The sequence below is a fragment of the Desulfovibrio sp. An276 genome, assembly GCF_002159665.1.
Lineage (GTDB): Bacteria > Desulfobacterota > Desulfovibrionia > Desulfovibrionales > Desulfovibrionaceae > Desulfovibrio > Desulfovibrio faecigallinarum.
This window is the reverse complement of the sequence record NZ_NFJC01000003.1, coordinates 37924-58107: the sequence shown is the minus strand read 5'-3', so window position 1 is coordinate 58107 and position 20184 is coordinate 37924. Positions and strand designations below refer to the sequence as shown.

Below are 20184 nucleotides of genomic sequence, written 5' to 3'. Positions count from 1 at the left end.
TTCCTCTTGTCAAGAAGAATGCTGCACGCGGCTGCTTTGAGGGAAGACGAATGTGTCCAGGGGGAGCAAGCTGAAAGCGTCCAGTTCGGCCACTGAGGCGGGTTTCGGGAGCAAGGCAAAAAAACTTTGACGGGAATGCAAAAATTTGTTGACAGAAAGGGGGCTGCAAGCGTAGAAGCTTTTCTCGCGTCGGGATGTAGCGCAGTCTGGGAGCGCACTTGAATGGGGTTCAAGGGGTCGAAGGTTCAAATCCTTTCATCCCGACCAGGTATCCAGAAAGAAACAGGGACTTGATCCATAAGGTCAGGTCCCTTTTTTCGTATCCTGCCACCACCTTTGCATTGCGAAATAAAAGAACAGTATTGGCGGTGGATTGGAATTTTGCTTGCCGGATTTTTCGCAAAATGCAAATCCTTTCTTGACAGAAATGCTGGGCAAGCGTAGAAGCATTTTCCGCGTCGGGATGTAGCGCAGTCTGGGAGCGCACTTGAATGGGGTTCAAGGGGTCGAAGGTTCAAATCCTTTCATCCCGACCAGGTATCCAGAAAAGAACAAGGGACTTGATCCAAAGGGTCAGGTCCCTTTTTTCATATCCCTTTGTTGCCCTTGGATAACATCTTGTGAACATGAGACAAGTTGCCATGTTGTGCAAACGCTTGTGTTGCAGGGCAAGGGCTTTTCAACTATGTTTTTTCGGATACTTCCCATTCCCTGCCACGTGTTTGTTTGTGTGTTACGGTTTTGGAAATAACAAGCATTGAGCCTTCCGTATCCCTCACGGAATTTGCAAGACATGCCTGACAAACAGATTGCAAAAAGAAGGAAATCTTAGATGGAAACCTGTCATATCCTGCCCCTGGGCCCGTCTTCTATAGGGAAGACAACACTAGTCTGCAGTGTCCTTGATGCCATGCGCACGCTCTTTGCCGGCAGGAAGGGCGGCATCACCATACAGATAGACAACGAGGCTCGCCTCGACGCCTGTGTGCGTTCCCTGCGCCCTGCCAAAGGCGAGCTTCCCGAAAAGCTTCTTGAAGGGACTCATGATCCTGTAAGCTTTTCCGTGAAGGCCGGAAGCACTGCAGGACTCTTGGGCAAGGTTCTTGGCAACAAGGCTGCCCTGGAACTGGTCTTTCACGACTACCCCGGTGATCTTGCCGAGGATTTGCCAGCCTTTACCGAGAGGGTGATGGGCCTTTGCGACGCAGAAGTGCTCCTTGTGCCAGTGGACGCATCCCTTTTCATGGAGGCGGACACCCCGCAAAAGGAGGTGGCAGCCCAGACCCTGCACAAGGTGGCGGCCATCGAGGAACTCATTGTCGAATGGGAAAAGGGGCGCGCAAGGACTGCCGGGCACGGGCTCATTATCTTTGTGCCCATGCGCTGCGAAAAGTACTTTGCCGACAACGGCATGCAGGCAGACCCCGCCCACGCAGACAGGCTTTCGGAACTGGTGAGGACACGCTTTTTCTCCAATATCATCGACATCATCACCTTCTTTGGCCAGAACATAAACTGTCTCTACGTGCCTGTGGACACGCTCGGCAACTGTCGTCTCACAGCCTGCAGCTGGGATACGCAAAATCCGGCCTTCAGGGCCACCTACACCATGGAAGGCGATCCAAGGCCTTTGGGCTGCGAGATGATAGCCCTCTTTATTCTCGACTACTGCACGCGCCTTGCAAGGCAAAGAACGCCCAGCAGGACTCTATCCGAGATGGAAAAGACTGTGGACGGCTTCATAGACGAGTTCAAGGAGAAGGGACAGTACAACAGGGCACTGCGTCTTTGCTAGAAAAACAGGGCATACCTTTCTCAAACAGGGGCTGCCCTGCATACGGGTAGCCCCCTCATACCCCAAACATGAAGGAGGACGCCATGGACAAGGCATACGGCATCTTGGAACGGGACATGGAGGGCTTCAAGCGCGCAAACGTGCTGGGCACCATGGCGGAATTCGACTTTGCGACCCTGATCCTTGAGGCTGGCAACAGTATGACGGCAGCCCAGCTTGCCGCAAGGGCCCAGTGCGACGCGCGCGCAACAGAGTGCCTTCTGGATGCGCTGGTTGGCATGGGCTACTTTGCCAAGAATGGATTCTCCTACAGCGTACGGGAGGAATTTGTCCCCTATCTCGACAGCAGAACCCCTGTGACACAGGTTCCCATCATGCGCCACTACGCGGGCCTTCAGCGCGCCTGGAACAGGCTTTCCTATGCCGTGAAGGAAGGAAAGCCGCAAAAGCAGAACTGCCAGCCTGGCATACTCGGGCCTGAACAGGACAGGGTGTCCTTCATCATGGGCATGAATTCGGTGGCAGTGCGTCTCACAGACGGTGTCCTCTCCTCCATGCACGAGGCAAAGGTCCTGCCTCTGGCAAAGGGAGCCGCAATTCTGGACGTGGGCGGAGCCTCGGGCACCTACACAAGGGCCTTTTTGCAGGACATGCCGGACACTACAGCTGTCATTTTCGATTTGCCCCCGGTCATCGAGATGGCGAAGAAGAGCTTTGCGGGTGATCCCCTTGAAGGCAGGGTTGGTTTCGTGGCCGGTGACTTTCATGAGGACGAGCTGCCCTCTGGCTTCGACTTTGTGTGGGTGAGCGCCATCATCCATCAGATGGACAGGGAAGAGAGCGTTCACCTCTATCAGAAGTGTCTGAGGGCGTTGAAGCCCGGGGGAACCATAGCCATCCGCGACTTCATCATGGACGAGACGCGCACCTCGCCTTGCGCAGGAACGCTCTTTGGCATCAACATGCTCGTGAACCGTGCGGGAGGGCGTGTGTTCAGCTTCCCGGAAATCCGCGAGGATCTGGAAAAGGCAGGCTTTGTGCAGCCAGTACACGCAGTGAACGTGCCCACCATGTGCGCCATAGCCACTGCAAGGAAGCCGGGGTAGGGAGCTTTCGTATTTCCTTCCCCTCGCGGGAACAGTTTTTGTTCGAGGGCCTCTTGTCGGAGGCCCTTTTTGCAGTTGCAAAAAAAGCCTGTCGAGAGATACCAACAGGCTTTGGAAATACAAAGAAATGCTCTGGTTAGGCCTTGGGAATGGGCTCCCAGGTTGTGCCCGAGAAGGCGCACAGAGCCTGAATGAGAGCCTGGGTTCCCTTCTTGCCAAAGCCCTGGCCCTGCATGGAGCGATAGAAGGAGTCTGCCAGGGTAGCTCCGGGAAGGACTATGCCCATGCGGCGGCATTCTTCAAGGACAAGGCCCAGGTCCTTCACAAAGTGATCGATAAAGAAGCCTGGCTCGAAGTCTCCGTCCATCATGCGCGGGGCAAGGGTCTGCATGGGAACGCTGCCGGCAGCGCCAACGGACACAAGCTCATGCCATTTGCGCACGTCAAGACCTGCCTTTGCGGCGTAGATGAGGGATTCGCAGACGCTGAACATGAGGCCTGCCACTGCCACCTGATTGGCCATCTTGGCCTGCTGGCCCATGCCAGCCTCGCCGCAGTGCATGATCTTCTGGCCCATAATCTGCAGGAGGGGAAGCACACGATCGAAGCCTTCCTGTGCTCCGCCCACAAAGATGGAGAGGGTAGCCTTGCGGGCGCCCACGTCGCCGCCTGTCACAGGAGCGTCCAGGGAAATGATGCCCTGGCCTGCAGCCTTTTCAGCCAGTTTGACTGCAAGGGAGGGGCTCGAGGTGGTCATATCACAGATGATGCCGCCCTTTGCCATGCCGGAAAGAGCGCCGTCTTCACCAGCGAGCACGGATTCGACGTCCTTCGGATAGCCCACGATGGAAAAGACGATGTCGCTGTTTTCGCCCACTTCCTTCGGGCTTGCGCAAAGTTTGGCACCCTTGTCCACTAGGGTCTTGGTCTTGGAAACGGTCCTGTTGAAGACGCTCACTGTGTAGCCTGCGTCCATAAGGTGTCCTGCCATGGAGGAGCCCATGACGCCTGTTCCTATCCAGCCAATGCGCGGTTTGTCCATTGTACTTCTCCCTTGCCCCAATGAGGGGGATGATGTGTGTTTAGAATACTGGACGCGCAGGAGTTGCGTATCTTGCGCGCTAGATCTTTTGCGAGGCGTTGATGTCCTCAAGGATCTTCTTGTCCCCGAGTTTCTGTTTTTTGGCAAGAGCAGCGTTGTGCCGCTTCACCATGCCGAGGTTTGAGGACATGCGCTTGTTGTAGAAGTCGTTGCCAGCATAGAGTTGCTGCAGTTCCTGCAGGGCAGCCTGCACGTCCTTCTGATCAAGTTCCGCAATGTCCTGCATGTCGTTGCGGTAGTAGGAAAGGGTCGTCTGCATGGCACGCTCAATGTTGGCAAGAGCAGTCTTCACCACCTTGTCCGCGCGCTCCATCATGTCTGCAGGAATTTTTTGCGCCTTCATTCTGGCAAGCTCTGTCTTTACCTCGTAGGCCTGCTTGCGCAAATTTGTCTTCCTGTAGAGGTAGTTGCGCACGGATTCGAGGTACATAGCGCAGTTTTGCAGCTGGGAGCGTATCATGGCGACACGGTTCTTGGACTGCAATATGTTGTTCTGCTCAAGCTGACCGCGCAGGGAAACAAGGTTCTTGCGCACATCCTCGCTTGGGGCGTTCTCTATAAGGCGATTGAGCTCGTCCAAAGGCGTGCTTGCTGCAAGGATTTTGGGCTGCTTCTTGTCCTTCGCGGGAGTTGCGTCCTTGGGCATGTGACCGCTTAAGGATGCGTATTCCTTGCCGAGGAGTTCAGGACGATTGCCGCCAGGAGTGTTCACGCCGGAAACAACAGGACGAAAGCCCAGATCCCTGGCTTTCAGGGCGCCGGTCTTAAGAAATGGGGCCATCTCCTCCCTGCGGCCGGGCATGATCTCGTCCTTGCCCGAGAGGTAGGAGCCGCCCTTGCGGACAAAGCCGCCCGCAGAGCCCTGCAGCTGGCCGCCCATGGAGAAGCGGAAGGCGTCGAGCGTCATCTCGGCAGCGTTGCCGGCTGTGTCGTGCAATCCCAAGGGATTGGGCAGGCGCGAGCCTATGGGTTCCAGGCCTTCTGCGCCGTGCGAGGTGCCTTCCATGCGAAAGACCGCGTAGTCGCCAAAGCCTGTGCCCTCGGTCATGCTGAAAAAGTCCTGCTGCCTGTAGTTGATTGTGTCCTTCTGGCCGCCGCGGGCAGCGTACTCCCATTCAGCCTCGGTGGGCAGGCGCACAAAGCCCGTGTTGCGGGTATCATTCCTGAAGGAAGGCAAGGCATCGGGGTGGTTTTGCAGAAGCCAGTCCGTGTAGCGCTGCGTAAAGGTCATGGCCTCGTACCAGCTTATGCCTGTCACGGGCTTGGCATCGTCGGGGCCGATTTTGCCTGGATCGAAGTTCTCCTCCATGACGGCGCGCCACTGCATGCGGCTCACTTCGTATTTGGCAATAAGGTAGTAGTAGAAATCGCCGTCAGCACCCTTGGGCAGGCTCTGCTTCCAGGATGCCGGAACGTCTAACGCAGAGAAGGGGGCAGAAAGTACTGCCTTGTGGGTGCTGTCGTAGTAGGAGCGGGAGGGATCGCTTGTGTCGGCAACGCCCAAATCGAGGTTGAGCGACCAGAGAAAACCGTTGGCAGGGACAGCCACCACCCTGAAGACCATGGAGAGATTGCCTGGCATGGGAAGGATCACGTCCTGTGCTTCCGGCTTGGGATTCCAGGTGTCGTCAAGGCTTGCCTCACCCTTGCGCTTGAGCGCGGCCCAAGCCTCCGGGCAGGGAAGGACAAGGGAGAAGGCAAGAAGCAAAAGGACAAGGGCGTGCACAAGGTTCGGGCGCACTGTTTTCTCAGACATCGCGGATGACCTCGGAGGGTTCGATTTTGCTGCTCTGCCAGGCAGGCGCAAGGGCAGCCAGAAGGGAGACGCCCACACTGATGGCATAGGCTAGGGCAAAGTGCCAGGGCATGAGCCTGCAAATCTGTTCAAGGCCCTGCAGGGAGCCCGCGAAGGCCTGGTTTAAGAAATGGGCTGCCAAAGCGTAGGCGCCTATGGCTACGCTTGTGCCGAGGAGGGCTGTGAGCACCACCTGGGCTAAGGGGAAGATCACAAGTGTTTCCTTGGAAAAGCCCATGAGCTGCAAAAGGCCAAGGGTGCGCTGCTTGCGCCGTATGCCTGCCAAAACGCTGCTTGTGGTGGAAAAAAAGAAGCCCGCCATGGCAGCAAGGCAGATGAGGGAGAAGATGAGGGTCAGCCCCCGCTCAAGAGTGGTTATCTGCTCGATTTCCTCTGCATGGGTGTAGGTATCGCAACCATTCTTCGCCAGGGTGTCGTGCAGCCTTGAGACGGAGTTCAGATCCTTCGCGTACATGCGAAAGCTCGCGTACTCCCTGGGAACCGAGGGCCTTGGCTCGCCGCTCCAGCCATTCTTTGTCCCAAATTCCGGACAGGCCCGGCCGTCGCGAAAGTCCTCGCAGGCTTCCACAAGCTCCAGGGGGACGTAGGCAGTCTCCTTCTGCTGGGCAGCCAGGGGGAGTACGCCGTGTACACGCAGGCGCACGTAGGCGCTTGAGACAACGCCGCCGTAGGCCCGCTCGACACAGCCTAGCAAAACGTCCCCGACCCTGACGTTCAGCTTGCGTGCAGCCATGTCCGAGAGAATGGCACCTGCCTCGCGAAGCGAGGGATCGTTGGCTTGGGGGCGCTTCACAAGCAGGGGATTGGCCGGTTTTGCAGCTTCCCCGGATTCCGGATTCGCGGACAGTGTCTGTTCGACCATGGTCACAGAGGGAAGCTTGTAGCGCTCAAGGAGCGGATCCCCGGAAGCCGTGGGCTCAAGGGAGACCACAAGATGGGGCTTTCCCTGGACGGAAAGATTCATGGTGGCCGCTATGGAGCGCGTCCTTGGCAGTACGAACGCAACACCGGAAAGTTCCGACAACCTGTGCACATCGTGCTTCGTGTAGCGCCCGGAAACCACTGGCGTGATTTCCAGGGTGTTGGGATCCGAGAGCATGCGCTCTGTCAGGGTGTTCAGAACCCCGAACTTGACCCCGTAGAGGATGAGCAGGGGGGCAAGCACTGCGGCAAGGCCAAAGATGGCGCAAAAGGAGAGCAGTCTTTCGTGGCGGTAGTCCGCAAAGGCCAGGAGAAGAACATGGATGAGCTCGCGCATTGCTATTCCCCCTGCCAGTCGAGAGAGGCCACAACCTCTCCTTCCCCTGCCAGGACTCTGATGGGCACAAGGGTAAAGCCCACCTCGCGGGCAAGGGCCTGATCGTGGCTGACCATGATGACTGTCGCACCCTGATTGCGCGCAAGCCTCAGGAAGAGCTCCATGACAGTGCGCGAGTGTGCTGGATCCAGGGCAGCAGTGGGCTCGTCAGCCAGAATGACAGCGGGTCCGTGGGCAAGGGCGCGGGCTATGGCTACGCGCTGGCGCTCGCCGACCGAGAGCTGGGCAGGGTATTTGCCCAGCAGATGGCCTATGCCAAGGGCATCCGTCATTTCCCGGATGGCTGCTATGTGGGCAGGCATGGTGTTGAGCACCTTGCACAAAAGGGTGATGTTGTCCCTGGCTGAAAGGAAGGGCAGAAGGCCTCCGGTCTGCAGGACATAGCCTATGTGGTGCATGCGATCCCCAGCCAAAACGTTGCTGCCGCCCCGCCGCCAGGCATCCAGGATGTCTATGCTGCGCTCATTATCCGGGGAAAAGAGGAAACGCGCTCTTCTTTCCCCATTCTCCCCGGGATCGTCGGGGCGCAGGGCGCAGGCCAGCAGATCCAGGGCCGTGGATTTGCCGCAACCGGATTCCCCCACAAGGGCCAGGGTGTCCCCCTGGCGCACATACAGGTGTTCGATGTGAAGCCTGTAGCGTTCGGCGCCAGGGCGGGATTTTGTCACGCGTGCGAGATCAAAGACAGCCATATGTCCATCCAAAACCTAGGGAAGCATGTTCAGAGGCACGCGATAGACCCAGTCGTTGGCAGAGAAGGTGCCGAAGGTCTCCCAGTTCTTGCGGTCGCGATCGTACTCCTCGTAGCGGGCAAGCTTGGACTTGAGTCTATTGATGAAGGCAGTCTGTTCGCCAATGCTCTTGCGATACCAATCCTCTTCCGTGAGCAGCATGACCTCGCTTCTGTAGGGCAGACCGTCCAGAAATTCCCCGAGAACGCCCAGCTCCGCTAGGGTCTTTCCTTGAGTCGGCATATTGGGATCGCGAGCAGTCCTGGCAGATGCGGACAAGATGCCCTGGAAGAAGTCCGTGGAATCCGTCTTCTTGGTGCGCTCTGCGTTGTCGATGATGGCGCCAATCTGGGCGTGGAGGTCATTGAGCTGGGCCTTGGTCAGAAGGACTGCCACTTCCACGTTGGGCACGCGCTGGCCCCTTGCCAGATGCGCAAGGTCCATGTCCGTGATCCAGCTGCTCACTACCTGGGGGGCAGGGGTCCTGTTTGCGCGGCCAAGGTATTCCAGCTGAAGGGCATAGCCCAGGCGCTGGGCAAGCTGGGCAGCGTCCTCTTCCGGATTTTTGGGTGCAGCGTCCTTGGGACGGGTGAGCATCTTGCCCTGGGTTGTCAGGGTGACAACCTGTTCCATGGTCTTGGCAAGCGATTCGGCAACAGCCGCAAAGTAGCGGGCACCCTCCTTGGGGTTGCTGGTCTTGATGCTCTGGTACTGGGCAGAGCCGTTCTTCATGCTAAGTGTGCGGTAGGCCTGTTCGGCATAGTCGTGATTGCTCGCCCCTGCAGGTGTCTTGATGTGGACAGCCACGATCCAGATGCCCTTCTGACCCGCAAAGTCGGCCATTTCCTGGGGCTCCATGGCAACGGAGCGGTAGCGGTCGTCACTTGGCAAGGGGCCTGCGTCCGTGACCAGGAGGATGATGCGGGAATCGTACTCGTCCCAGCTCAAGGATTCGATGGCATTGTAGACGCCGGCAAGGCTGTCCTCGTTGAAGCTGTGGGTGGAGACTTTGGCCTCGCGCACCTCTGCAAGGCGGCTTTCGAGTTCCTTGCGGTTCGAGGCAGTCACAAAGTCGCTGACCACAGTGGAGACGTATTCAAGCTCTGGCACAGCGGCTGTGCTGTTGCGGAAGGCCACAAAGGCAAAGCCTACGTGCTCTGCCAGCTTTTCCTTCTGCAGGCGGTCGTAGATGGTCTTTATGAGCTGGCGGGACTGCTCGATATAGGGCTGCATGGAAACAGTGGTGTCCATGACAATGGCAATACCGGTGCGCGGAGCCTTCTTGGTGGTTGGGTCAGAGGCTGTGCCCCCCTTCCCCTGATGATACTGTGATCCGGGGATCTGGCCGGGATCGATGGAGGCCACGCGCAGGAACTTCGTGCCCTCGTAGGGCTCCTGCATCTCGAGGATGGGCATGAGGTAGAAGCGATCGAGATCAACGGAGCTTGTCATGGGCTCTGAGGCAACGACCTCGGGGCCAGTCTTTTTCTTGGCGACCGCAAGCTGCAGGGAGACCAGTCGCTCGCTCATGTCCGGGGCATCGCAGATATCCTGCAGGGCCCTGGTGTCCCTGAAAAAGATGACAGGATCACGCTGCGATCTGTTGGAAAAGAGGAGAGTGAGGGACTGGTTCCAGGGTGTTGTGAGGTCGGCCTTGATCCAGCCGTCGGCCTTGTTGGTCCCCTTGCCTACGTTGAGCCAGCCCTGGCCCCTTTCGTAGACATAAAGGGGAGTGAAGGGGCGAAGGCCCTTGTCCACGACCTGGCTCTGGTCAGAGGCCTGGGCGTAGAGCTGGGCCGTAGGATGGCTTATGACACGCTGGTACAGGGTGCGTTTGCCTTCCTGCAGAAGGGGGGCAGCCTCTGTGTTCGAGGCCAGTATGAGAGTGCCACACAAAAGGCAAAGCAGGAAAACTGTCAGGCGATGCATGGAAACCCCCTCAGAAAGAAAAAAAAATACAAAGACAAAAAGTTTTTAAGCGTTAAGTATATTATTTTTTTAATCAAACTAAAAGAAATTAAATAAAATTAAAAATATTTCTTTAATCTGTTATACCCTTGAATTATTTTATTGTTATTTGATTTTAAATTATTGACAGCATGGGAATATAATGAAAATGCTTCTCTTAAATTTTTATTTTCTCCAAATGCGCCAGTTTCATAAATTGTTGCTAAAAGTAAAATAGCATCTGTGTTATTGTTATATGCAGAAATTTTTAAATAATATAATCCCTGATCCACATTTCGTTCAACGTCGTCACCCTCAAGATACATTTTAGCGAGATTTAATTGAGCTGCATCATTATTATATTTTGAAGCTTCCTTAAAAAAGACAATGCTGTCGAATGAATTTTTTTCTACACCCATACCAAATTTATTCATTATTCCTAGTATATTTGACGCAGCACCCTTAAATCTATCATGCCTTTTGCAACTTGAATTTATGACATCGATGAATTTATGATAAGATGAACTATAGTATTTTGAATTATATAAATGTATTGCTACATTGTAATTATCAATAAGTGCTGAGCAAATTTGATTTTCACGATTTACAATTTTCTCAGGAGAATTAGGAAAAATATTTAAATGATCTATTAATAAAAATGACGGAATAGCTATCAATAAAAAAGAAAGTAGATATAATAATTTACTGTTGTTTGAGTTCTTTGTACTAGTTTCTTTAGATATATTTTTCTTTTCTGTATATTTATGCTCTTCTGTAATGTTTGATTGTTGAATTATCTCAAAATCTTCAGTACTTGTATTTGTTTTATTTGAAATTATTTTTGGATCGTTTTTATTATCATTTTCTTTATTTAAATTTAAAATTTCTTTTAATTCTCTAATGCCATGAATTCTTTTTTTATAATCTAATATTAAACAATTAATAATTCCGTCTGCAAGAAATTGTGGTGCTATGTTGTATAATTGTTTTTTTAATTTATCTAAAGGATCTATATTACTACTTGCAATTTGAACAATTCGTTCTTGAGAAGAAGGTGGTGGATTACCAAGTAGGCATTTCCATAATACTGCTCCAACAGCATATATATCAGTCCATGGACCTTGACTTGCAATATCTGAAGAGTTTTGTTCGGGTGGTGCATATTCAGGTGTTAATATTATTGTATATCCATGGGTTCTCTCAAAAGCATTTCTGGCGGCACCAAAATCAATTAAAATTGGTTTTCCATCGTATGTAATATAAATGTTAGATGGTTTTATGTCTCTGTGTAATAATCCTTTTGAGTGTAAAGTTTGTAATGCGTCAAGTAAACTTGGTAACCATTTTAATATAGAATCACTAGAAATAGTTTTTTGAGGACATTTATTTAATATTGAGTCTAAAGTATCTCCTTCAAGATATGGCATCACTAAATATGCAGTATTATTTTCTTGAAAATAATCAAGAATACTACAAATATTTGGATGTCTAAAATATGCTAAATTTCGTGCTTCTTCGAGAAAAGATTTTAGACCAGCTTCAAAACTTTCTTTTGATTCAGCAGAATTTATATAAACATTTACACCTTCTCTGACAGTTAAATTTTGTGGAAAATATTCTTTTATTGCAACAGTTCTTCCAAGAGATTTATCAATTGCAGTATATGTTATTGAGAACCCCCCTCTGCCTAATATTGAATTTATTTTGTATCTCTGGTGTAATAAAATACCAATTTTAAGGCTTACTTGACGTGTTTCAATAGACATTTTATTTGCCTAAAATTTTTATAATTTGCATGGAAACATTATCAGGTGCACCATATTTTAGTGTGAGATTAATTAGTTGTTCACATATTGTCTGAGCACTATTATTAGATATTAAACATTTTGTGATTAATTTTTTTTCTACAACATTCCAAAGGCCATCTGTACATAATAAAAAGCATTCACCGCAACTAAATAAAATTTTTTTTGGTAAACATCTTTTAATATCAATATTTCCACCAAGCGATTGTGTTATTACATTTTTGGGGTAATTTTTAGCTTCTTCTGAATTAATTAAGCCTATTTCAAGCATATCTTCTACTACTGAATGATCTCGACCTATCTGATTAAGTCGACCGTCGGACAGTATATATAAACGGCTATCCCCTGCATGAATATACCATGCACAATTGTTATTAATTAATAGTGCAACTATAGTAGAACCACAACCATAGTATTCAGGATTAGATATACCTAAATTGTGAACAGCCTTTTCACTAAACTTCAACCCACCTAGTAACATTTCTTCTGATGTTCCATGGTATAGGTTGAAGTATTTATTCCAAGATTGAACTGCGCATTTTGATGCTGCAGCGCCACCTTGATGACCTCCCATACCATCTGCAATTATAAAAAGTTCTCCATACTTTGTTGTGAACCATCCCAACGAATCTTCATTTTCTTTTCGTATTTTCCCTGTATGTGTTGCTTGGCCTACATCTAATAGGAGATTGTTAGAATTATACATTTACTGTAAGCCTCTATTTGTACTTTTAACATTTGTTTAAGTTTTATTTGGAAATTGACTTTATTGAATAGTTTATTATGTTTGGAATTTTCACGAAAATATATTTATATTTCCCAATTTCTATAATATCCGCATGATTGAGTTCAATTTTTCCTAAAATGTCTATTCCATTAACATAACTTCCGTTTGTAGAAAGTAAATCTTCAAATATAAATTTGTCATGCCTACTTAGTATTACTGCATGCTCCTTTGATAATTGTTTATCATCAATTTGAATTGTAGCTGTTGTACCTCTCCCTATGATTTCTTTTCCTTCATGAATTGGATAAAACACACCAAATTCATTTATATCATATGTAATTAAAAAGCCTGTTATTCTACCAAAACCATCTAATTTATTATTTGATTTGTTTAAAACAACTGTTTTATCATTGTAGTTGTGGTCATATACAATTGTGTTTTTTGAAGAATTTTTAATTTCATGTATATCAAATGTAATAGTATTGTTTTTTGTTTCTGATTTTCTTTGATTATTTGCATCTAATAAAATTGATTCACCACACCATGGACAAAATTTAGCTCCATTAGGTACAATGTGTCCATTTATACATCTGCGAAAACGTTCATTATCCACAGAATATACCTCATTTTTTATTATATTATTTATTTTGATATTATGTTACATTTGATAATAGCTTTCGCACGACCAAAATATAGTTGGTCACCAGCTCTTAATAATGTTGCTCTATCAATTTTCTTGTCATTAACATAGATTCCATTTGTAGAATTCAAATCTTCAATTTGACAACCTGTTTCTGTGACAATTAACAAAGCGTGTTTACGAGATACTGTTGGTTCATCTATAACAATTGTATTGTTTAAATCAGAACCTAAAGTAGACTGTCCAAATTGAAGTGGAAAAATTAGACCATAAGAATTAAATTCTATAGTGTATGGACTTATTAGAATCTTTTTAGAATAATCTCTAGATACAGCTGTTCTTTTCTTTGTTAAAAAAATAAAAATTAATAATAAGATTAATATTAAAAATACAATAATTATAGATTTATAGTTTTTAACTTTATCTATAAAATAGTTGTCTTTTTTTTCAGTCTGTATTGTATGTGAAATATTTATCTTAGTTGTAGATGCATAGTCATTATCTTTTATGATTAGATTTCCTGATATAGAAGTTGAACTTCTATAATTGTCTGGAATAGTAAATAATAGCTCATGTTCTTTGGTGCCGAGCCTTCTATTTTTTTCTAAAATAGTAAATAAAACTGACGAAAGTGAAAATGGTGTGTCAGATTTCTCATATATTCCATTTGTTTTTTCTGCTAAAATATTAAGATTTTTATAACCATCACGTGCATTTTTTGTAATTGAGGGAAGGCTTATAGTAAAGATATTAACATTGCTATCAAGTGCATGTTTAATTATATCTTCAATTTTTAAATTATTGCCCTCATCATATCCATCAGAAATTATTATTAATGAACGTTTACCTGGAATATTTTTTAATATGTCACAGCTTGATTTAATTGATCTATATAGCTCAGTTTTTTTTCCCCCAATTTCTAGCTTTTGTATAGTACTAATTAGTTCTGTTTTATTAGATGTAAATCCACATAAAATTTGAACGGTGTCATTGAATGTAATTATTGATATTTGTTCTTCTTTTGATAAATGTTTAAAATAATTTATTAAGCCTTCTTTTATTGCAGAAACGAAATCTTTGCTTATACTTCTACTTGCATCTATCGCAACTAATGTATTTATGTGAGCATCATCGTGATATTTAATATTGACAAGATTAGGATGAATTTTTTCTTTGCCATTATTTAGTTCTAAATTATAACTTGATAAATTTTCTATTGTTAGTGGTAATTCTAAAGTAATTTTTATTTTAGGCCATAGAGTTTCATCAATATCGTTTATTTGAACTTCGCTCGATAGCACATTTGTTGTAATGGATAAATACATTAGTATTGAAAATATAATTTTTAGCATAAGAACTCCATTAATATTGTATTCCTATATTTTTTAAATATCTTTTCAATGTTTCTACTGAAATAGCTGCATTAAATTGACTATTTGTTAATTTATCGGGTATTACTAAAGTATTTACTCCTATAATATTATGATTTCTATCAAGTAATGGACCACCACTATTCCCATGTGCCAAATTTGCGCTATGTATTATGTACTGTGGATATACACCATAACTATCACTACTTACCTTACCATCTGTCATTATTACATTTGGTATATTATTATTTAAGTTATTTAATATAAATCCTGGATATCCCCAAGCTGTTACTTCATCGCCAATATGGGGCATTTCTCCAAATGTTAATATATGCCCTTTATATGGAAATTTAACTTTTAGAATTGCTAAATCCAATACTTTAGAAGATGAAACAATAGTGGCAGTTTGTAAATTTGAATATAATTTATTGTAATAAAAAATATCTATTGAATTTTTTATGACATGGAAATTTGTAATTATATAATTGTTAGTTATAAAAAAACCAGTTCCGCTTGATATACCAGTTTTAGTTTTACATACAATCATTACAATAGAAGTTTTAATATCTTGAATATTATATTTTATACTTTTTTTTAAAAATTCATTATATAATAAAAAAAATGATAATATTGCAAGTGCTGCAATTATATATATGTTCTTATTGAATGTTTTTTTTGTAATTTTTTTATTCTTAGAAGCATCATGTATACTTTTTTTCAATGAAATATTGGTTTTATTTTTATTATGAATTTTGTTGATTAATTCTTCTCCTGACAATTTATAACTTCCAAATTTAATTCTTGAAGTAAAATTTATATGTTTTTGTTTGATCTTTATATCGTCAACATATGTGCCATTTTTTGATGATAAATCTCTTAAAAAATATTCATTATTTGGTAATATTTCAATAATTGCATGTTTTCTTGAAATACTTTGCTCGTTAATAATAATATCATTGTAGGATGATCTTCCAATAGAAAATGTTTTTTTTGATACATTTTCTTTATAGAAGCTGTTATCTATATTAGTTAGTTTTTTTCCACAGTTCTCACAATAAATTGCGCCAATTAAATTTTCATGATTACAATATAAACATTTCATGACTAAAAGCTATATGTGTATGGTATGTCTTTTGAAAGTTCGATTACTTTTTCATCGTTGCTTTTTTTGTTTATTTGTTTGCTTTTATTATAATTTATATTTTTGTCTCTATCTATACTTGTTCTTGTATTTGTATTTGTGCTGGTTTCAATTGGATATGTAACATCAGATGCTATATTTCTGTTTATTGAATAACGTGCAAGATTATTTTTCATTTCATTTGCATATATTTCATTTAATACTTGTGCTGCATGCGGACACCCCCTTTGGTGTGCTATTTGCATATAATAGCGACCACGTTCATAATCTTTAGGAACTCCTTTGCCATTTAAATATGCAAGTGCATAAAAATAATATGCATATCCTGATTCACGTATATTGGAGTTAGACAAAATATAAAGTGCCTGTTGAGGACTAGCAGTTGTTCCTATTCCAAAATAATAACATCGTGCACTGTTTACTGTTCCTTCAGCTAGACCTAGTGAATGAGCTTCTAAATAGCAATCAAGAGCTTCTTTGTATTTTCCTGCATCTTCATAATCAGCTCCTTTATTATTATACCGTCCGGCTATATTAATAAGAGGTTCTTTTGCGCAACCAACTGTAATTATAGATAATGATATTATAATAGCAAAAATAATTTTATTCATTTTTTTCTCTCTCAAAAAATTAATAAATAACTACCCATAGTTCCTTCTGACACACTTCTATCAATGAAACATGAGTCTACTTCACTTCTCTGTTGGCGTTCTGGCTGTTGTTTCATAGGAAATATAGTATGACTAGAGCGTTGTTAAAGTAATATCATGTTATATTTGTATTAATCTTGTAGAGTCTTCCGTTGAATATATATTTAAATATTCTGCAAAAGCCTCTTTGCCTCGGCGTCACCCGAAGCGGCCTTTTGCTCAAGCTGGGCCTTGAGGGCCTTTAGTGCAGCATCCGCCTCGGCAATGCCGTTTTGCGCAGCCTTTTTGTACCACTGGACAGCCTGGCTCACGTCAGGCTGGATTGAGCCGCGGGGCAGCGTGCTTGCCGGATCGTAGTACTGGGCAAGCAGGAACATGGCCTCGGCATTGCCCTTTTGGGCTGCGTCCTCAATGAGCAAAAAGGCACCATCCGAGGTATTGGAGTCAGCCTCCATAGTGCGCATGGGCTTTGCCAAAGAAAGGCTCTGGGCGGGATCAGCGTTTCCCTGCAAATGCTGCCTTGCAGTGCTCAGGAAGGGAGTGGGCGCTGCAGCTTCACTTGCCTGTTCTGGCTTTGGGGCATCCTGCGGCTTGGGCTCGCTCTGGAGAGGCTTTGGCTCTTCCGGTTTGGCCTGGGCCGGCTCGCTTGCTGCCGGCTGTGGTGCAGGCTCTTCTCCCTTGTCGCGCAGGACAAAGAAGTAGAGTGCAGCTCCGAGAGCCAGAAGCACCAGGATGACAATGGCTATGAGAAGACCCTTGCCGGATCCCTGTTTGGTCACCTCGGCTGTGCCCATGGAAAGGGGGGCTGCCTGAGCCACAGGTTCCGGGGCAGATTCGGGTTCAGGTTCAGGCTCAGGCGCAGGTTCGGGCTCCGGTTCCGGCACAGGTGTTGGTTGCAGTCTTGTGGCAGAGGGTGACAAGACTGCCCCCACGGCACCGGTGGTGTCCGGGAAAAGACCGGTAGGAAGGACAGGAGGGATCTCAAGGGCTACCGGATCCAGGCCGTTCAGGGAGAAGACGTGGTTTTCCAGACTGTCCAGCTCGCTCAAAATCTCTGGACCAATGGGAATATAGTAGGTGGAGTCGCGGTAGAGCCCCCCGCAGACCGGTATGCGTTCCAGGGTATTGAGCCAGCGGGCGTTGGCGGACAGATACATGCGGTCCGAGGCGCGCCGCAGGTAAAACCAGGGTGTGTCGCCCGGAGGCGGGCAATCCTGGACGGTGATAAAGGCGTGTCCGCTGGCAAAGCGGCCGTCGTTGGCAATGCTGACCTGCATAGTTTTTTCCTTGATGTGACTATTCCGGATATCCGGATTTTTGTGGCCTTGGTTACAGGGGGATCAGAGCTTCAGGCTGGTTATGATGGCGCCCAGGCGCTTGTTCTGCACAGGGTCAAAGTCTTCCCCGTGTTCATTGAGGCTTGCGGTTACGCTGTCAAAGAAGGCCATGAGCCAGCTCATGGAATAGGATCTGTCGTATTGCTGCTGCTGGGCAGGAACAATGGGTTCCCCGTGTTCGCCAAACTCGAGCCTGGCCGGGGGAAAGAGTTCCTGCATGGTGCCGTTGTAGACGATGGCAGTCTTTTGCCCAATGCGCGCGTCGTGTCCAAGCCAGGACACAAAGCTGTTGATGCGGTAGGCAGCCTCGCTTGCCATGCGCCAGGCAGCAACCTCGCGGGTGATGTTGCGAAACGAGCTTATCTTGCGCACTGCCTCGCGCATCTCGTCGAGCAGGCGAGCGTGGCGCGCTCCCAAAATGAGCTCCTGGGCAAAGGCGTCCAGAAAGTCGGGCGTGACATTATAGATCTTTGGAAGGTAGGGGATCTCGGCCTGGGCGCGGACAGTCTCGAACCAGTGATTCACTGCCCTGCGGCAGAAGACCGAAACCTGGTCCGTGTCCGCCTTCTCCTCCCTGACGCTTTCCGTTGGTCCCTCGTCTGCACAAACGCCTGCGTCAAGGTCCGGTCCGGGCCCGAAGAGCGATCCCAGGATATCGTCCGCGTCCATGGCAGTGCCCACCACGGTCTGCTGTGGGGCGTCGCTCTCCTCGTCCGCTTCCGGGATTTCCGCGCATTCGGCTGCCATCTTGTAGAGGTCGTAGTCGCTGACAAGGAAGCGCGAGAGGAAGTCGGCGAACTGCTGGCGGGAAACAACTCTTGCCAGGGTAGTCAGAAGTTCCTTGGCGAGCTTTTCCTTCTGTTTCTTGCGCTCGTCCATGTCGTCCGCGCGGTAGTAGGGCTCAAGGCGGGCAACAATTTTTGCGCTCAGCTCGAAGGCCCTGTCCCTTGTCTGGTTGTACTTGCGATCCGGATCGCAGATTGGGGCAAGCTTCTTGCGCAAGAGTTCGATGCCGCCATCGTTGAGCTTGATGGCCGCCTGCCAGGACTCTTCCGGATCCTCGAAATGGTCGCGCACAAGCTCGGAGTGGAGAAAGTCGCTGTGCACCTTTTCCACTGTCTCGCGCATGTCCGGACGTATGGCTGTCTCGCGGCCGTCCTTGTCGAAGGTGAAGACGGCATCGCAGAGGAAATTCGGGTTGCGCAGCAAGAAGACGTTGCGGAAGGGCTTGCCGTCCCAGTTGGCGGGCCAGTCGTACTGGGCGCCAAAGAAGTTGGTGAGCGAGGAGGCAAGGCGAATGTCCCAGCTGTTGACATTGTCGCTGTCCCCGGACTCCGTGCCGCGCTTGCGGGCAAACTCCATGTCGACCTTGGTCAGGATGAAGAAGAGCGTGGGGGCGTGCCCCTTGCGGCTTTGGGGTGTCTCGCCTTGCGTGAGGCAAATCCAGTTGTTGATGGCGCCCGGCAGATCCTGCACTTCCTGGTTGCTCGGACCTATGCACAAGAGCATGCTCGTGAGTTCCTGCTCGTCGCAGTAGCGCTCGAAGAGATAGGCCACCTTGCCACGCAAGAAGAAGGTCTTTTCCAGGGCGCCGGGGCTTGTCAGGGCCTCGCGCAAATCGTTGGTCTTCAGGCGCGACCTGTAGCCCGGAAAGTCCAGAAGGTCCGTGTGGGCAAAAAACGCGTCTGGCTCATGGGGCATGTAGATGGTGAGCTCTGCTGTAAGAGCAGTGACAAGGCGGCGTGGCAGATTGAGGCTTTTGCCATCAAGGGTAGAGATTTCCAGCTCCTCGTCCGCACCTTGCGCGTCCGGGGCGAGCAGGGCCACGTCGATGATGCTCTTTGAGCGCGGCAGAAGGGCCTCAAGGGGACAGTTGACCTCTGCCGGGTTGTCAAGGTTTTCCAGGGCCTTTGCCAGGGTGTAGAAGTAGCTGTCGAATTCCGGGATGTTCTCCCAGATGAGGCCGAAAAGTTCCTTCCTGTCGACAAGGGCAAGGCGCGGGGCAAGCTCCATGGCCCTTGTCCAGTACACAAGGGAAAGAGTCTGAAGGCGCGGGCGCGAGGCAAAGTTCTTTTGCAGATACTCGCGCAAATCCTCCACGTCGTCTGCCGTGATCCCGCACACGGGCTTGTCGCTTGAGCGCTTTTCCAGACTCTTTAAGGCAGAGACGATATCCTCGAGGACAGGGGGCTTTTTGTGGTCGCAGTCCGCGTAGTAGGTGTTGGCAAAGACGCGCACAAGGTCCATCTCGGAAAAAAGGCGCAGGCGCACGGGCTTGTCCGGCGTTGTGCCTTCCGGGGGCGTGGTGGTGAAGCGTGTGACAAGGCCAGTGGACTCCTTGCCGCCCTGGGGGTTGATCTCCTCGATAAAGTCGATCCTCTTGCCCATGAAGTCCGCCACAAGGTTGCCTTCCCTGTCCTTGGCAAGAACCGAGATGAGGTAGCTCTTGCCAGCCTGGCTGGGGCCGAAGACGCCCACGCACATCTTGCGCAGGGCTGCTGTGGCAAGGCGGTTGTACATCCTTGCCTGGGCGCGCATGTTCTTGCAGAGCAGATCGCATTCGCCGCCAACGCTGTCCCTGTTGTCGTCCAGCCATTTTTCGGCATTGCGCACGGACTGGCCCCATTTCTGGCACAACAGGGCAAGTTCCCTGTCCTTGTCTCTCATTGCCATATATGTTCTCCCGCGTGTTCGGAAAA

The 20184-nt window shown here is 48.3% G+C and carries 15 protein-coding genes and 2 tRNA genes; 4 read left to right on the top strand and 13 right to left on the bottom strand.

All coding sequences use genetic code 11. The features are described 5' to 3' along the window. Positions 1 to 190: 190 nt before the first annotated feature. The 4 genes from B5F76_RS02970 (at position 191) to B5F76_RS02955 (ending at position 2901) form a co-directional block, all read left to right on the top strand. Positions 191 to 267, top strand: a tRNA-Pro gene (locus B5F76_RS02970). A 192-nt stretch (positions 268 to 459) separates the two neighbouring features. Beyond that, positions 460 to 536 (top strand) — tRNA-Pro (locus B5F76_RS02965). A gap of 296 nt (positions 537 to 832) precedes the next feature. Further along, positions 833 to 1795 (top strand): hypothetical protein, encoded by a 963-nt coding sequence (locus B5F76_RS02960; protein ID WP_087350855.1) that lies wholly within the window; start codon positions 833 to 835, stop codon positions 1793 to 1795. A gap of 83 nt (positions 1796 to 1878) precedes the next feature. Next, a complete protein-coding gene (locus B5F76_RS02955) occupies positions 1879 to 2901 on the top strand; it encodes a methyltransferase (RefSeq protein WP_087350852.1) in 1023 nt (340 codons plus the stop codon). Positions 2902 to 3037: 136 nt separating this feature from the next. Here the strand turns inward: B5F76_RS02955 and B5F76_RS02950 are convergent, their stop codons facing one another. The 13 genes from B5F76_RS02950 to B5F76_RS02895 all read right to left on the bottom strand — a co-directional run bounded on the left by B5F76_RS02950 (position 3038) and on the right by B5F76_RS02895 (position 20158). Continuing rightward, positions 3038 to 3943, bottom strand: coding sequence for an NAD(P)-dependent oxidoreductase (locus B5F76_RS02950; protein WP_087350849.1), 906 nt, complete (start codon positions 3941 to 3943; stop codon positions 3038 to 3040). A 79-nt stretch (positions 3944 to 4022) separates the two neighbouring features. Beyond that, positions 4023 to 5759 carry a formylglycine-generating enzyme family protein gene (locus tag B5F76_RS02945; RefSeq protein WP_162608653.1) on the bottom strand — a complete coding sequence of 579 codons (1737 nt, stop codon included), beginning with the start codon at positions 5757 to 5759 and terminating at the stop codon, positions 4023 to 4025. After that, complete coding sequence (locus tag B5F76_RS02940; RefSeq protein WP_087350843.1) at positions 5752 to 7077, bottom strand: ABC transporter permease; 1326 nt, start codon at positions 7075 to 7077, stop codon at positions 5752 to 5754. Before B5F76_RS02940 ends, B5F76_RS02945 begins: the two co-directional genes overlap by 8 nt. 2 nt (positions 7078 to 7079) lie before the next feature. After that, a complete protein-coding gene (locus B5F76_RS02935; protein WP_087350840.1) occupies positions 7080 to 7829 on the bottom strand; it encodes an ABC transporter ATP-binding protein in 750 nt (249 codons plus the stop codon). A gap of 15 nt (positions 7830 to 7844) precedes the next feature. Then, positions 7845 to 9797, bottom strand: coding sequence for a vWA domain-containing protein (locus tag B5F76_RS02930; RefSeq protein WP_087350837.1), 1953 nt, complete (start codon positions 9795 to 9797; stop codon positions 7845 to 7847). Between the two features lie 98 nt (positions 9798 to 9895). Beyond that, positions 9896 to 11581 carry a serine/threonine-protein kinase gene (locus tag B5F76_RS02925; protein ID WP_087350834.1) on the bottom strand — a complete coding sequence of 562 codons (1686 nt, stop codon included), beginning with the start codon at positions 11579 to 11581 and terminating at the stop codon, positions 9896 to 9898. 1 nt (position 11582) lies between these two features. After that, a complete protein-coding gene (locus B5F76_RS02920; protein ID WP_087350831.1) occupies positions 11583 to 12326 on the bottom strand; it encodes a PP2C family protein-serine/threonine phosphatase in 744 nt (247 codons plus the stop codon). Positions 12327 to 12369: 43 nt separating this feature from the next. After that, positions 12370 to 12960, bottom strand: coding sequence for an FHA domain-containing protein (locus tag B5F76_RS02915; RefSeq protein ID WP_162608652.1), 591 nt, complete (start codon positions 12958 to 12960; stop codon positions 12370 to 12372). A gap of 29 nt (positions 12961 to 12989) precedes the next feature. Continuing rightward, complete coding sequence (locus tag B5F76_RS02910) at positions 12990 to 14339, bottom strand: FHA domain-containing protein (RefSeq protein ID WP_087350823.1); 1350 nt, start codon at positions 14337 to 14339, stop codon at positions 12990 to 12992. Positions 14340 to 14349: 10 nt separating this feature from the next. Then, entirely contained in the window at positions 14350 to 15459 is a 1110-nt protein-coding gene (locus tag B5F76_RS02905) for a trypsin-like peptidase domain-containing protein (protein ID WP_087350820.1), read from the bottom strand. Between the two features lie 2 nt (positions 15460 to 15461). Continuing rightward, complete coding sequence (locus B5F76_RS14420; RefSeq protein ID WP_144268375.1) at positions 15462 to 16109, bottom strand: sel1 repeat family protein; 648 nt, start codon at positions 16107 to 16109, stop codon at positions 15462 to 15464. 203 nt (positions 16110 to 16312) lie between these two features. Then, on the bottom strand, positions 16313 to 17425 hold the full coding sequence (locus tag B5F76_RS15075; protein WP_087350818.1) for an SEL1-like repeat protein: 1113 nt from the start codon (positions 17423 to 17425) through the stop codon (positions 16313 to 16315). Positions 17426 to 17488: 63 nt separating this feature from the next. Then, a complete protein-coding gene (locus B5F76_RS02895) occupies positions 17489 to 20158 on the bottom strand; it encodes a virulence factor SrfC family protein (protein WP_087350814.1) in 2670 nt (889 codons plus the stop codon). Between the last annotated feature and the right edge of the window lie 26 nt (positions 20159 to 20184).

Coding starts and splice junctions, on each gene's coding strand:
- B5F76_RS02960 (WP_087350855.1), top strand. CDS start 833: ATGGAAACCTGTCATATCCTGCCCCTGGGCCCGTCTTCTATAGGGAAG.
- B5F76_RS02955 (WP_087350852.1), top strand. CDS start 1,879: ATGGACAAGGCATACGGCATCTTGGAACGGGACATGGAGGGCTTCAAG.
- B5F76_RS02950 (WP_087350849.1), bottom strand. CDS start 3,943: ATGGACAAACCGCGCATTGGCTGGATAGGAACAGGCGTCATGGGCTCC.
- B5F76_RS02945 (WP_162608653.1), bottom strand. CDS start 5,759: ATGTCTGAGAAAACAGTGCGCCCGAACCTTGTGCACGCCCTTGTCCTT.
- B5F76_RS02940 (WP_087350843.1), bottom strand. CDS start 7,077: ATGCGCGAGCTCATCCATGTTCTTCTCCTGGCCTTTGCGGACTACCGC.
- B5F76_RS02935 (WP_087350840.1), bottom strand. CDS start 7,829: ATGGCTGTCTTTGATCTCGCACGCGTGACAAAATCCCGCCCTGGCGCC.
- B5F76_RS02930 (WP_087350837.1), bottom strand. CDS start 9,797: ATGCATCGCCTGACAGTTTTCCTGCTTTGCCTTTTGTGTGGCACTCTC.
- B5F76_RS02925 (WP_087350834.1), bottom strand. CDS start 11,581: ATGTCTATTGAAACACGTCAAGTAAGCCTTAAAATTGGTATTTTATTA.
- B5F76_RS02920 (WP_087350831.1), bottom strand. CDS start 12,326: ATGTATAATTCTAACAATCTCCTATTAGATGTAGGCCAAGCAACACAT.
- B5F76_RS02910 (WP_087350823.1), bottom strand. CDS start 14,339: ATGCTAAAAATTATATTTTCAATACTAATGTATTTATCCATTACAACA.
- B5F76_RS02905 (WP_087350820.1), bottom strand. CDS start 15,459: ATGAAATGTTTATATTGTAATCATGAAAATTTAATTGGCGCAATTTAT.
- B5F76_RS14420 (WP_144268375.1), bottom strand. CDS start 16,109: ATGAATAAAATTATTTTTGCTATTATAATATCATTATCTATAATTACA.
- B5F76_RS15075 (WP_087350818.1), bottom strand. CDS start 17,425: ATGCAGGTCAGCATTGCCAACGACGGCCGCTTTGCCAGCGGACACGCC.
- B5F76_RS02895 (WP_087350814.1), bottom strand. CDS start 20,158: ATGGCAATGAGAGACAAGGACAGGGAACTTGCCCTGTTGTGCCAGAAA.